Raw genomic sequence first — 12,862 nt, 5'->3', positions numbered from 1 at the left:
GGCCCTGCGTTTCCTTGAGAGGGCGCGGATGTAGTCATGCCACTCACCCCGGGAGACATGCCCACTCGCCCCGAAAAGGCCAGCCCCGCCATCCAGCACCCGCAGGTAATCCTGCATACGCTCCGACAGCTCGGCACGCAGCACCTTCGCCCTGAGCTCGAAACGCGCGTTCGCACGGGAGAAACCGAAGCGTGGATCGAAGCCGCCTTCACCCCGGCAGATTGCGACGATCGATGGCCGATGAGCGCCGGCAGTGCGCCAGGGGTCGCCCGGGCTGCCGCCGCCGGAGATGGCGGCCAACCGAAAATCCAGCGTCCCGTCGGCAAGCTCCGCCGGGGCGCTGGATGAGCCGAAAGAGGTTTCGGCAAGGGCCGGGGCTTCCCCTCCCCGGCTTACATCCCGTGGATCAGCCAGGCCTGGCCGACCCCGGGCCAACTCAGCCTTTCCGGCGCCGCAGGCCTCCCATCAGTGCGGCAGCGATGCCCAACAGGCCGAGGCTGCTGGGCTCGGAGACCTTGCTCACATTGCCGGCAGTGTTGATCTGGTTCATGTCGATCACGTTCATGAAATCGAGACTCACCGAGGCGAAGCCCGACTCGAAGGAGATGGCCGTGCCCGAAGCGCCGCTCTGACCGTCCGGAAAGACCAGCACCGCCGCGGTCGGGATGAGCAAAGGGCTGAAGTCGAAGACATAAATGGATCCGTTGTTCGCCCCTCCTTTGGCGCCGATCGTGGAGGAACCGACAAGGTATTGCAGGCCCATGCCGAACGATGCCGCCCGCGTGAGTTCAGCGAAGTCGATCGTGATGTCGGGCAGGCGGCTGCCGCCCGTGTAGCGGAGCAAGAAATCGCCGACCTCCCTCTGCGCCCCCGACATGCGGATGAAGCCATCACCATTCAGATCGCTGCCGGTGAAATAGCCGGAGACCATCCCGCCATCCTCGAAGCCGGTCTGGCTGAATGTGTAGGTGGAGGCATGGGCCGGCATGGAGATCGACACCAGACCGAGGCAGGCAACGGCGAGCAGTCTATCGAGCAGATTTTTCATGTTTTTCTTTCCTGGCAATTGATTAGGGGAGCGCGCATTTCAGCCGCGCGAAACCACTGGGGTAAGCCTGGATAGCAACCCCGATGCCAGTCTTCATATCCGCTTGTTTTTAAAAGCTACCCAATACGGTAGAAGCAGAAACGCAGGCCAAATGAAAAGAAACCCGACTTGAGCGCTCGGGTTTTATGCCCGGGCGCACGGAGGCAACTGCCGGCATTACAAACAGGCTGAAGAAGCTATTCGCCCAAAAATGGATCCATGCCCCGTGCCGCGGTCAAGTCCCGGGCTGGGCGCCCCCCAAGATCAACGCGCCAGACCGCTCAAGCAGCCCACCACCGCACAGAAGGCCACCACCGCCACCGGCGGCACCCGCCCCACCACCAGCAAGCCATAAGCGGCAAGCGCCAGGCAGAAATCGGCGCGGGAATGGATGGCGCCGGTCCACACCGGGTCGTAGAGCGCCGCCCCGAGGATGCCGACCACCACCGCATTCACCCCCGCCAGCGCCCGCCGGATACCTTCCCGGTGGCGCAGGGCTTCCCAGAACGGCAGCGCGCCGACGATCAGCAGAAAGGCCGGCACGAAGATCGCCAGCAGCAACACAAGGCCGCCCGCCCAGCCCCCCAGCGGCGGCCCCATCGCCGCCCCCAGATAGGCTGCAAAGGTGAACAGCGGCCCCGGCACAGCCTGCGCCGCCCCGTAGCCGGCCAGAAACACGTCGTTGCTCACCCACCCCGGCGGCACCACGCCGGCCTGCAGGAGCGGCAACATCACATGCCCGCCGCCGAACACCAGCGCCCCGGCCTTGAAGAACACCGCCACCATCGCCAACCCCACCGCCCCGGTCAGCGTGGCCAGCGCCGGCAGCGCCACCAGCAGCCCGCCGCACAGGGCCAGCAGCACCGCGCCCTGGCGCCGGCTCACCCCGTAATCCAGATGGCGTTCGGCCGGCAGCGGCGCCACCTGCAGGGCCCGGCGGGCCACCAGGCCGCCCAGCGCGATCGCCCCGAGCTGCCCGCCGGCCCCCGGCAGCAGCACCGCCAGCACGGCCGCCGCCAAGGCGATGCCGGCCCGCGGCCGATCGGCGCACAGCGACTTCGCCATCCCCCACACCGCCTGGGCCACCACCGCCACCGCCACCACCTTGAGCCCGTGGATCGCCCCCACAGCGGCCGGCCCTGCGATCGCCCCCACCCCCAGCGCAAAGGCGATCAGCAGCAGCGCCGACGGCAGCGTGAAGCCCACCCACGCCGCCAGCGCGCCAAGCCAGCCGGCCCGCCCCAGCCCCACCGCGATGCCGAACTGGCTGCTCGCCGGCCCCGGCAGAAACTGGCACAAGGCCACCAGATCGGCGTAATCGTGCTCCGCCAGCCAGCGCCGACGCCGCACGAACTCGGCATGGAAATACCCCAGATGCGCCACCGGCCCGCCAAACGACGTCACCCCCAGGCGCAGGAAAACCCCCAGCACCTCCAGCGCACTGCCGCGCCCTGCGGGCGTCTCGCTCTGAAAAGACCCGCCCATCGCCACCCTGCCCCGTCTGTTGAAAGCACCGCCGGGCGCCCACCGCCCGCGCAGCCGCCCCGACACCGGCCTGCCGGGCGGGGGAGGCCGATGGTAGCGCGCCCACGCATATGCTCAAACCGCAAGCCCGGCCCACCCGCGGCTACCCGATGACATTTACCTGCCCGCATGACCGGGAGTACGATCGCCAAGCCCGCATGCCCATCCACGCACCCGCCAAGGTGCGCCGCACGACCGACGGCATCCAGCGCCCACCCATCACGCCCAGCCCCACAGCCCGAAAGCCATGAGCTCCCCGCATCAGCCCACTGAAACCCGCGTTGCCGTCCTCGTCGATTGCGACAACACCACCCCCGACATCCTCGACTACGCCCTGCGTGTCGTCGCCCAGTTTGGCCGGGTCGTCCTGCGGCGCGGCTACGGCAACCACACCACCCTCTCCCGCAACTGGCAGGAAGCCCTCGTCAGGCAGGCCTTCACCCCCTGCCTGCAATACCAGTACGCCGCCGGCAAGAACACCGCCGACATCGCCCTCGCCCTCGATGCGCTGGAGGCCATGTTCGACCACCGGGCCGACAAGTTCTGCCTCGTCACCAGCGACTCCGATTTCGCCTACCTGTGCCGCAAGCTCCGCGAGCGCGGCGCCACCGTCTGCATCGTCGGCGAAGCCAAGACCCCCGACGCCCTGCGCAACGCCAGCGACCAGTTCTTCGAATGGACGCCCCCCGCCCCCGAGCCCGCAGCCCATCACGACACCCCCACCGACAAGCCCGCCCCCGTCAAGGCCGAAACGCCCAAACCGGCGATCATCAAACGCCGCCCCAAGTTCGTCGCCGACGCCGTGGCCCTCCTCGCCGCCGGCACCTCCGAAGGCCGCATCTCCCTCGCGCAGCTTGGCCAATACCTCAAACGCACCGACCCGGGCTTCTCACCCGCAATCTACGGCCACTCCGGGCTGCTGGACATGGTGAAGACCTACGACCTGCTGGCACTGAAGAAAGAGGAAGGCGGGCATTACACGGTGGGTTTGCGTCAGGCCGGCGCCATGGAGGGCGCGGCGGATGGCGGGCGGGGCTGACGGGGTTCAGATGCGCAGGGGATGACGGCAGTCGGCCATGGGCAGGCAGCGCCGAGAGCTGCCTGAAGCCGCCCTCCGGGCCCGGCCTGCATGGTCAGTGATTGGTAAAAAGCCCCCTCCGGGATAACCTCCATGTCATTCAACACCTTGGAGGCGATCTGGGCGTGCCCGCACGATCGCCGACAACCCGGGCGTTTCTGCGCCCGCCCCTCCGCCCACCTACCAAGGAGTCCATGATGAATTTGCGCGTCGCCATCGCCTCGCTGCTCACCGCGTCCCTGCTCGCCCCCGCCGTTTCCGACGCCTGCACGCGTGCCGTGTATTTCGGCAAGGAGGGGCAGACCGTCACGGGACGCACCATGGACTGGTTCGTCTCGGACATGGACACCAACCTGTGGCTGTATCCGCGCGGCCTCGAACGCACCAGCAACACCAGCGCCCCGTTCAACTGGAAGAGCAAATACGGCAGCGTCGTGACCACGATCTACGAAGGCGCCGCCGCCGACGGCATGAACGAGAAGGGCCTGGTCGCCAATCTGCTCTACCTCGCCGAAGCCAGATACCCTGCCGCGAACGCGGCCGACAAACGCCCCACGCTGTCGATCGCCGCATGGGTGCAGTACGTGCTCGACACCTACGCCACCACCACCGAGGCGGTCGAGGGCCTGCGCAAGGAGGCGTTCCGCATGGTGCCGATCCTTGCGCCCAGCGGCGAGCCCGGCACCGTCCACCTCTCGGTGTCCGACGCCTCGGGCGACTCGGCCATCTTCGAGTACATCGACGGCAAGCTCACCATCCACCACGGCAGGCAGTATCAGGTCATGACCAATTCACCGACCTTCGGTGAGCAACTGGGCCTCGAGAAATACTGGAAAACGATCGGCGGCGCCACGATGTTGCCGGGCACCAACCGGGCCTCCGATCGCTTCGCGCGCGCCTCGTATTACATCAACGAGAGCACCCAGACCGCCGACCCCCGCCGGGCGGTCGCCACGGTTTTCAGCGTCATGCGCAACATCAGCGTTCCGATCGGCATCAAGATTCCGGGGCAGCCGAACATCGCCGACACGCTGTGGCTCACCGTCAGCGACCAGAAGAACAAGGTTTATTACTACCAGGACACCAACAGCCCGAGCATCCTCTGGGCCAAGCTGAACGAGCTCGACTTCACCGAAGGCTCTGGCCCGCGCAAGCTGCAACTCGACGGCAATCCGGATGTCTCCGGCGACCAGACCCGGCACTTCAAGCCCGCCGCACTGTTCAAGTTTCTGGCGCCGAAGGAGTGACAAGCGGGCCGACCCGCGACCGGCCCGCGCCCTGAAATACCCACGCGGCGGCGCCTGCCTCACCCTCGCGACGGATCGCCGCCGGGCCGCTCTGCCCTGCCCCGTTCGCCAACCGCATCCGTTCGAAGTGGATGGCACCGCCGCCATCGCCCATCATGCGGCGTCGGGTTTCGCTGCACGCACCCGACTACCGGACTCAACCCGAACGTCACCCTCGGAGATTGCCGTTCACTCACGGAATCCGCCTACTTGCGCCCCCTGCTCCACGTCTTCAACCCAGAACAAGACCGAGTAAGCGTTGATGCGATACCGAACCCGGTATTCTTTGCCCGCCTGGGCATCGAACCATAGCTGCCCGTCGGCATATCCATTCATGTGAACATATCTGACATCGAGCTCCTGCCTGCCGGGCAACACATATGCCTCCGTGGGATAAGGATGCATCTGGCCGCCAAACACTGCTTTCATGTCGGAGAGACTTTCGCCGTTTATCTTGGTCAGGTAAATCTTCCGGTCGAACCCCGGTGCAATCGCGCCATATTTACTCTGGGAATCCGTTGATATCCGGGCTTCCCTGTCCGGCGACAAACGCGTGCCCGGATACACCTGACGCGGCTGCGCGGCACACCCTACGAGAAGCAGCAGTATCGGTAGCAGCAAAGCGTTTAGAAGACGAGTCCGGCTCATACGCTCACTCCCTTCATCCAAGACACGACAGCCCCGCAACTTCCCTGGCGTTTCGGGCAACCAGCATGAGGTTGTGCTGGACGAGCAGGCCATTTTTTGACCAGCTCCGACATCCGGGCCTTCGCTTCCTGCACTTGCCAGCGTCGCATGATGGCTCCCATTTGAAGGGCATGATTCCATCTTAGGACACCATTACGGATGCGTCAGCGGCTTACCCGCCGCAAAGCGGGGCGGGACGACAAATGCAAACGGGCGCCCCCCGTTCAGGGTGCGCCCGCGTCGTGCACGGCGCCTTCGCGCCGGTTGAGGGTCGATTACTTCACCACCAGCACGCTCTCATCCCACTTGTCGTGCTTCTCGAAGCCCACCAGGTTGGCCACCGTAGCAGCGATGCTGGAGAGGCCGGCGGTCTCAAGCTGCCTGAGGTCGAGCCTGCCGCCGGTAACCTTGTCGAAGAGGACGAGCGGCACCGGGTTGAGGGTGTGGGCGGTCTTGGCCTTGAAGCTGCCGTCCTTGTTCTGGGCGGGCTGTTTGGTCTTCTTGTCGAGCTCGAACATCTCGTCGGCGTTGCCGTGGTCGGCGGTGATCAGCGCCACGCCGCCGGCAGCCTGGATGGCCGGCAAGAGGCGCGCGAGGGCCAGGTCGACGGCTTCGACGGCCATCGTGGCGGCGCGGAAGTTGCCGGTGTGGCCGACCATGTCGCCGTTGGCGAAGTTGCAGCGCAGCAGCTTGTACTGGCCCGACTGCAGCGCGGCGATCATCGCGTCGGTGATCTCGGCGGCCTTCATCCAGGGGCGCTGCTCGAAGGGCACCACGTCGCTGGGGACTTCCTGCCAGGTCTCGCCGTCGAACTTGCCGGAGCGGTTGCCGTTCCAGAAGTAGGTGACGTGGCCGAATTTCTGCGTCTCGGAGCAGGCAAACTGGGCCAGGCCCATCTTGCTGAACCACTCGCCCGAGGTGTCCTTGATGGCCGGCGGGGCCACCAGGAAGCGCTTGGGCAGTTGCAGGTCGCCGTCGTATTGCAGCATGCCGGCGTAGGTGACGTTCGGCGCGCGCACGCGGTCGAACTTGTCGAAATCGGCCTCGACGAAGGCGCGGGTGATCTCGATGGCCCGGTCGCCGCGGAAGTTGTAGAACACCACCGAGTCGCCGTCGTGGATGGTGCCGATGGGCTGGCCGGCGTCGGCAATGACGAACTCGGGGAGATCCTGGTCGATGGTGCCGGGGTGCTTCTCGCGCAGGCCCTTGACGGCCTCGGTGGCGTTGGCGAACTGCGGGCCCTCGCCCAGCACGTGGGTCTTCCAGCCGCGCTCGACCATCGCCCAGTTGGCGTCATAGCGGTCCATGGTGATGTACTGGCGGCCGCCGCCCGAGGCGATGCGGGCGTCGAAACCGTCGGTGCTGAGCTCGGCCAGGAAGGCCTCGAAGGGCACCACGTATTCGAGGGCGCTGGTCTCGGGCACGTCGCGGCCGTCGAGCAGGGCGTGGATGCGCACCGTCTTCACGCCCTCGGCCTTGGCCTGGGCGACCATCGCCTTGAGGTGGTCGATGTGGCTGTGCACGTTGCCGTCGGAAAACAAGCCGATGAAGTGGATCACCCCGCGGCCGGCCTTGGCGCCGGCGACGATCTGCTGCCACGCCTCGCCGGCCCAGATGGCGCCGTCGGCGATGGCGTTGGCCACCAGCGCGGCGCCCTGGGCGTACACCTGGCCGGCGCCGATGGCGTTGTGGCCGACCTCGGAGTTGCCCATGTCGTCGTCGGACGGCATGCCCACCGCGGTGCCGTGAGCGCGCAGCGTGATGTGCGGGCACTCGGCGAACAGCGCGTCGAGGGTGGGCTTGCGGGCGGCGGCGATGGCGCTGCCGACGTCGGTCTTGGGGATGCCGTAGCCGTCCATGACGATGACGACGACCGGGCCCGGAACGCCCGGGAAGGCGGAGAGTTTCTGCAGCATCGTTTCTTCCTTAAAAAATGCGTGGTCAGCGTTGTCCGGAGAAGCCTCGAATAGGCGATGCCGCCTGCAGGGGGCGAGGTAGATGTAGGGGCGACTTCAGTCGCCCTCAGCCGGAAAAACGCGGTAGATCCGTGATCCACCTCCGCGGGCGACTGAAGTCGCCCCTACACGTCGCCCCTGCAAGAACCCGCAAATCGCACCAGCGGCGCCTGCAAGGCAGATCAAAAGCAGGTTTCGAAAGGCTCCCCGGAAAAAGCTGACATGGCCAAAAATCCTGTTGGTGTGCGGCTCAGCCCTGGCGTAGCGCCGGCATCAGCGGCTCGATCTCGGCCAACCCGCGCTTGGGGCCGTCGGGGGCGAGGTCGGCGTAGCTGGCGAGGGCCTCGGCGCTCGGGCGGCCGACCAGGCCGGCGAGATCCGAGAAGCGCAGGCCCTGGCGCACCAGCCAGGCGATGCCGGTGTGGCGCAGGGCTTCGGCGCTGATGCCGGCGGCCCCGGCGAGGCCGGCATCGAGGGCGGCGCAGGTGAGCATGGATTCGACATCGGCCGCGCTGAGCGCGGCGCCCGAGGCATCGCGCAGTAGCGGCGCATCCGGCGCCCCCGTGGCGGCAGGGCGGCAGGCGGCAAGCCAGGCGGGCAGCGCGAGCACGCGCCGGGCTGGGCCGCCTACCTGCAGGCTGGCGCCTTCGGGCGGGAGATCGGCTTCGCGCAGTGCGACGAGTTCGTCGGTGGTGAGGCCAAGCAGCAGCAACGCGACGGCGAAGCGGGCCTCGCCGGCGGCGGCGAGCAGGGCCGCGGCTTCGTCCTGGCCGAGCTCCCGGGGCAGCGGCTGCGGCGCGGCCGCGAGCATGGGCGCGGGGCCACCGGCGGGCAACATGCCGCCGGCGGCCGGCGCCATGCCGGGCAGCGCCGTGGCTCCCGGATGGCCACTGGGGGCCACCCACTGGGGCGGCATGATCACGGTGGTGGTGGCGGCCGGTGCCCGGGCCGGCGCCTGGCGGTGGAAGAGCTCGACGAACCACATGGCCAGCAGGCCCAGCCCGAAGGCCACGCCGAAGACGATCGCACCGTCGATCAGGTAGTCGGGCCGGAAAGAGGCGCGGGGCACGTGGGCGGATTCGAGCAGGGTGAACACCGGCTCGCGGCTGCGCTCGCTGACTTCGAGGCGGGCGGCACGCTCCATGGCCTGGCGGCTGGCGCGTTCGAGCTGGGCGAGGTCTTCCTCGAGGGACTTGGCCTGGGTGAAGCGACTGGAGAACTTCTGCAGGCCGGCTTTCTGGGCGGCGATCTGGGCCTGCAGCTGCTCGACCGTCTTGCGAGCCTGGGAGAGTTCTTCCTGGGCGGCAACCTGTGCCGTCTGCAGGCCGCTGACGCGCTGGGCCTCGATCAGCCTCTCGGTCTCGGCGAGCCGGGCACGCAGCGCCCGGGCGCGGGGGTCCATGTCCATGAAGGCCGGGGTATACACCCGCTCCATCTCGCGGATCTGGTCGCGCAGCTGCATGCCCTGCTGCACCAGGCCGGCCAGCGCCGGGTCGTCCTTGAGGGCCAGGCTGCTCCGGCCGCCGGCGGCGCTTTCGCGCAGGGCGCGCAGGCGGGCGTCGGCCACCGCGGCTTTCTCGTTGGCGGTGTTGAGGGAGGCGCTGAGGCCCTTGAGGCTGGCCACGGCGTCGTTCTCTTCGCGCTCGGGGGAGAGCAGCTCGTTTTGCCCGCGGAAGGCTTCGAGCTGGGCGCGGCGCTCACGCACGTCGCGGCCCAGGCGCTCGGCTTCGCGGCGGGCCTGGGCCAGGCTCTCCGAGGCGGCGGCGTCGTAGGAGCTCTTCATCTCGCCGCGGCTGGCTTCGACGAGGCCGTTGAGGGCGGCGGCGAGCTGCTCGGGCCGGGTGCCGACGGCCTGGAGCTCGACAACCTCGGTGCCATTGACGGGCACCGCGCGGATCATCTCCTGCAGCTGCACCGGGGCGTCGCCGTCGGGCAGCGGGTGGCCCTGGGTGCGCAGGGTTTCGGCGACCTTCTCGAGGAGGGGCCGGCTGGTGAGCTTCTGCACCTGGGTGAGGAGTTCGGTCTCGGCCCAGCCGCTGCCAGCGCCTTCGGCCGGGGCGCCAGGCTGGGGCGCCTGCGGCTGGGGCAAGGCTCCGCCCGGGGTGATCTGGACCCGCGCGGTGGCCATGTATTCGGCCGGGCGCAGGAAGTTCCACAACAGGCCGGGGATGAGCACCAGCGCGAAGACCAGCAGGAAGACCCGCAGCCGGCGCCGGTTGCTGCGCCGGGTGGCGGCCTCGCCGTCGAGGTCGGGCGTCACGTCGAGCTCGAGGTAGCTGCGCAGGCTGGAAAGAGGGTTCATGACGTCATCACCGGGAGAAACCAGGGCCGCCAGCGATGCAGAAGGCCCGAAAGCGCAGGAGTATTCGGACAGAGGCAGGCCGGGTCAAGCGCATATTGCGCAACCGGCGTCATAAAACCGATGGCCGCCGGGGGCGGAACTGGCGGGTGTCGCGGTAGTAGTCGGCGCACTCGCTGGCCGGGGTGAGGCCGGGGATGCCGAGGAGCGGCAGCGGCACCAGGCTGGCCTTGCCGAAGGGCTGCCCCGGGCTGGCCAGGTGCGTGGCGAGCCAGGCGTCGGCCTCAGCCTGCCGGGCCGGCAAGGGCAGCGCAAGCCAGTCGGCGTCGACGACCCGGTGGATGGCCTTGGCGCACAGGCCGAAGAAGGGTTCGCGCAGCTGGTCCCAGCTGGCGTGGCCGAAGACCAGGAAGCGCGTGGTGGCAAGGAGCCGGGCGCGCCGCTGCCAGAAGGCGGCCTCCCAGGCGTGGGCAGCCAGCAGCGCGGAGATCTCGGGGTCGGCGGAGACGACGAGGACGCCGCATTCGTCGAACTGGGTCAGGGCGTCGCGCCGCGGGCCACGGCCGGCGAGCCCGGCGGCCAGGCGGCTGTGCTGCTCGGTGAGATGCAGCGCGTTGCAGGCGGCCTTGCTGCGCGGCCACACGCACCAGGCGAGGGCGTTGAAGAAGTCGTGCCAGTCATCGGCGCGGGTCGGCACCTCGCCGGTGGCATCGATGTGCTGCTCGTAGGCGGGCAGCTCGGCCGGCGGCGGCACGAAGCGGATCGGGCGCCCGCTGCCGCTGACGGCGCCGGGCGCGTGTTCGAATAGCAGCGCGTCGAGCTCGGCCACGCCGGGCAGCCCGCCGGTGAAGCGGGCCAGCAGCGGGGCGATGGGTTCGTAAAGGGGGCGGCCGGCGAGGCCGGCGGGGGTCATTCGCCGGCGGGCCGGATGGGCACGGGGGCCTTTTCGGCGGGGACGAATTCGAGCTTGTCGTTCTTGCGGGTGAAGGTGCCGACCAGCTTGCCGGGGGGCTCGGCGGGGGCGTCCTTCCAGCGCTGGAACTCGCACTTTTCGGTGCCAGCGAGATACCAGCTCTTGCCCTGCTTGAGGGCCCACAGGTAGTCACCGGCCTCGAAGACTTCCATCTTGACGCTGCCCGTAACGCCGGACTTGATGTCGTGGCGGCGCAGGCAGGTGGGCATCCGCGAGACCACCACGGCCTGCTCCACCTCGCTGCTCCAGAACCAGCGCTGCTCCCGCACCAGGGAGATGGAGTGGTCCTTGCCTTCGATCAGGTAAGCCGCGCCTTCGTACTCGCAGGCGGCAAGCAGGGGCACGGCGGCCAGGATCAGGAGCGATTTGAGATGGGCGGGCATGGCGGATCTGAAGTTCAGGCCAGTTTCCAGCCGATGGTCTCGCCGGCGCGCAGCGGCACCAGCGGATCGTCCGGCAGGTAATCGACGGCCGCCGGCACCTGCCAGTCTTCCTTGACCAGCGTGATGGTGTCGGCGTTGCGCGGCAGGCGGTAGAAATCGGGCCCGTTGAAGCTGGCGAAGGCTTCGAGCTTGTCGAGGGCACCAGCCTGCTCGAAGGCCTCGGCGTAGAGCTCGATGCCGGCGTGGGCGGTATAGCAGCCGGCGCAGCCGCAGGCGGCTTCCTTGGTGCTCTTGGCGTGGGGCGCCGAGTCGGTGCCGAGGAAGAACTTGTTGCTGCCCGAGGTGGCCACCTTGACCAGCGCCTCGCGGTGGGTTTCGCGCTTCAACACCGGCAGGCAGTAGTAATGGGGGCGGATGCCGCCGGTGAAGATCGCGTTGCGGTTGTAGAGCAGATGGTGGGCGGTGATGGTGGCGCCCACGTTGGGCCCGGCGTCGCTCACGAACTGCGCCGCCTGGGCGGTCGTGATGTGCTCGAAGACGATACGCAGGGCCGGGTGGCGCGCTGCAAGCGGCGCCAGCACGCGATCGATAAAGACACGCTCGCGATCAAAGATATCCACGTCACCATGAGTCACCTCGCCATGTACACAAAGAACCACGCCCCGTTCGGCCATCCGTTCGAGGACGGCGTCGATGCGGGCGATGTCGGTGACACCCGCGTCCGAGTTGGTGGTGGCGCCGGCCGGGTAGAGCTTGGCGGCGACCACGAAGCCGCTGTCGGCGGCCTTGTCGATCTCTTCGGGCTTGAGGGTGTCGGTGAGGTACAACGTCATCAGCGGGTCGAACTTGAGGCCGGCGGGCACCGCGGCGAGGATGCGCTGGCGATAGGCCGCGGCCTGCTCGACGGTGGTCACCGGCGGGCGCAGGTTGGGCATGATGATCGCGCGGCCGAAGCGGCGCGCGGTGTCGGGCACCACGGTGGCCAGCGCGGCGCCGTCACGCACATGCAGATGCCAGTCGTCGGGGCGGGTGAGGGTCAGGGTGGGCATGGCGGTCTATCCCTTGGGCGGATTCAATCCATCATTTTACCAGCCCCCGGCGGCCTCCCCGCCAGCCCTTACAGCGGCCCGGGCGGAGCGCTCCGGTCGGCAATCCGACCGCCCCACCGGCCCGCCATCCGGAAATCCGAACGCCAGGCCTTGTGTGCCGCCGGGCGGCTTCAATCAATTCAAGCACTTGCAGAAAAACAGCGCGCATCGAAGGGCTGGCACGCCCCGTGCAATGGATAAGGCACACGACGCCACGACGTCGCCACCCACGCCAATCCGGGAGACACCACGATGCGCACCCCCTTCAAACTCGCCGCCGCCTGCCTGATCGCCGCCGGGCTCGCCCAGCCGGCTATCGCCCAGGAATCCCCCACCCTGCAGAAGATCAAGGCCAGCGGCAGCATCGCCCTCGGCCACCGGGAGTCGTCGATCCCCTTCTCGTACTACGACGACAAGCAGCAGGTGGTGGGCTACAGCCACGAGCTGATGCTGAAAGTGGTGGATGCGGTGAAGGCCGAGCTGAAGCTGCCGAACCTCACGG

The 12,862-nt window shown here is 68.2% G+C and carries 11 protein-coding genes and 1 pseudogene; 3 read left to right on the top strand and 9 right to left on the bottom strand.

Annotation, left to right across the window (positions count from 1 at the left end; translation table 11 throughout):
* The 3 genes from ZRA01_RS18505 to chrA form a co-directional block, all read right to left on the bottom strand.
* The coding region (locus ZRA01_RS18505) for a hypothetical protein (protein ID WP_218028759.1) at nucleotides 1-300 on the bottom strand (300 nt) is incomplete at its 3' end.
* A gap of 136 nt (nucleotides 301-436) precedes the next feature.
* A complete protein-coding gene (locus ZRA01_RS18500) occupies nucleotides 437-1,048 on the bottom strand; it encodes a PEP-CTERM sorting domain-containing protein (RefSeq protein ID WP_141354857.1) in 612 nt (203 codons plus the stop codon).
* A gap of 303 nt (nucleotides 1,049-1,351) precedes the next feature.
* Entirely contained in the window at nucleotides 1,352-2,572 is a 1,221-nt protein-coding gene (gene chrA / locus ZRA01_RS18495; protein ID WP_141354856.1) for a chromate efflux transporter, read from the bottom strand.
* A gap of 286 nt (nucleotides 2,573-2,858) precedes the next feature.
* On the opposite strand from chrA, the gene ZRA01_RS18490 reads away from it, so the two are divergent.
* Both ZRA01_RS18490 and ZRA01_RS18485 read left to right on the top strand, forming a co-directional pair.
* Nucleotides 2,859-3,650 carry an NYN domain-containing protein gene (locus ZRA01_RS18490; protein ID WP_141354855.1) on the top strand — a complete coding sequence of 264 codons (792 nt, stop codon included), beginning with the start codon at nucleotides 2,859-2,861 and terminating at the stop codon, nucleotides 3,648-3,650.
* Nucleotides 3,651-3,886: 236 nt separating this feature from the next.
* Nucleotides 3,887-4,936, top strand: coding sequence for a linear amide C-N hydrolase (locus tag ZRA01_RS18485; RefSeq protein WP_218028758.1), 1,050 nt, complete (start codon nucleotides 3,887-3,889; stop codon nucleotides 4,934-4,936).
* A gap of 228 nt (nucleotides 4,937-5,164) precedes the next feature.
* On the opposite strand, the gene ZRA01_RS18480 is transcribed toward ZRA01_RS18485, so the two are convergent.
* From ZRA01_RS18480 to pyrC, 6 genes are all read right to left on the bottom strand, one after another.
* Nucleotides 5,165-5,623, bottom strand: a complete 459-nt coding sequence (locus ZRA01_RS18480; protein WP_141354853.1) for a hypothetical protein — start codon at nucleotides 5,621-5,623, stop codon at nucleotides 5,165-5,167.
* Between the two features lie 314 nt (nucleotides 5,624-5,937).
* Nucleotides 5,938-7,578 (bottom strand): 2,3-bisphosphoglycerate-independent phosphoglycerate mutase, encoded by a 1,641-nt coding sequence (gene gpmI, locus ZRA01_RS18475; protein ID WP_141354852.1) that lies wholly within the window; start codon nucleotides 7,576-7,578, stop codon nucleotides 5,938-5,940.
* A 289-nt stretch (nucleotides 7,579-7,867) separates the two neighbouring features.
* Nucleotides 7,868-9,919, bottom strand: coding sequence for a GumC family protein (locus tag ZRA01_RS18470; RefSeq protein ID WP_141354851.1), 2,052 nt, complete (start codon nucleotides 9,917-9,919; stop codon nucleotides 7,868-7,870).
* A gap of 109 nt (nucleotides 9,920-10,028) precedes the next feature.
* Nucleotides 10,029-10,829 carry a DUF3025 domain-containing protein gene (locus ZRA01_RS18465; RefSeq protein WP_141354850.1) on the bottom strand — a complete coding sequence of 267 codons (801 nt, stop codon included), beginning with the start codon at nucleotides 10,827-10,829 and terminating at the stop codon, nucleotides 10,029-10,031.
* Complete coding sequence (locus ZRA01_RS18460; RefSeq protein WP_141354849.1) at nucleotides 10,826-11,272, bottom strand: hypothetical protein; 447 nt, start codon at nucleotides 11,270-11,272, stop codon at nucleotides 10,826-10,828. Before ZRA01_RS18460 ends, ZRA01_RS18465 begins: the two co-directional genes overlap by 4 nt.
* Nucleotides 11,273-11,286: 14 nt before the next feature.
* Complete coding sequence (gene pyrC, locus ZRA01_RS18455; protein ID WP_141354848.1) at nucleotides 11,287-12,321, bottom strand: dihydroorotase; 1,035 nt, start codon at nucleotides 12,319-12,321, stop codon at nucleotides 11,287-11,289.
* A gap of 291 nt (nucleotides 12,322-12,612) precedes the next feature.
* Between pyrC and ZRA01_RS18450 the strand changes: the two are divergent.
* Nucleotides 12,613-12,862 (top strand): annotated as a pseudogene (locus ZRA01_RS18450) (amino acid ABC transporter substrate-binding protein); the annotation flags it as partial.

It is taken from the genome of Zoogloea ramigera (genome assembly GCF_006539865.1).
Classification (GTDB): Bacteria; Pseudomonadota; Gammaproteobacteria; order Burkholderiales; family Rhodocyclaceae; genus Zoogloea; species Zoogloea ramigera.
This window is presented reverse-complemented; position numbering and strand designations above follow the sequence as displayed.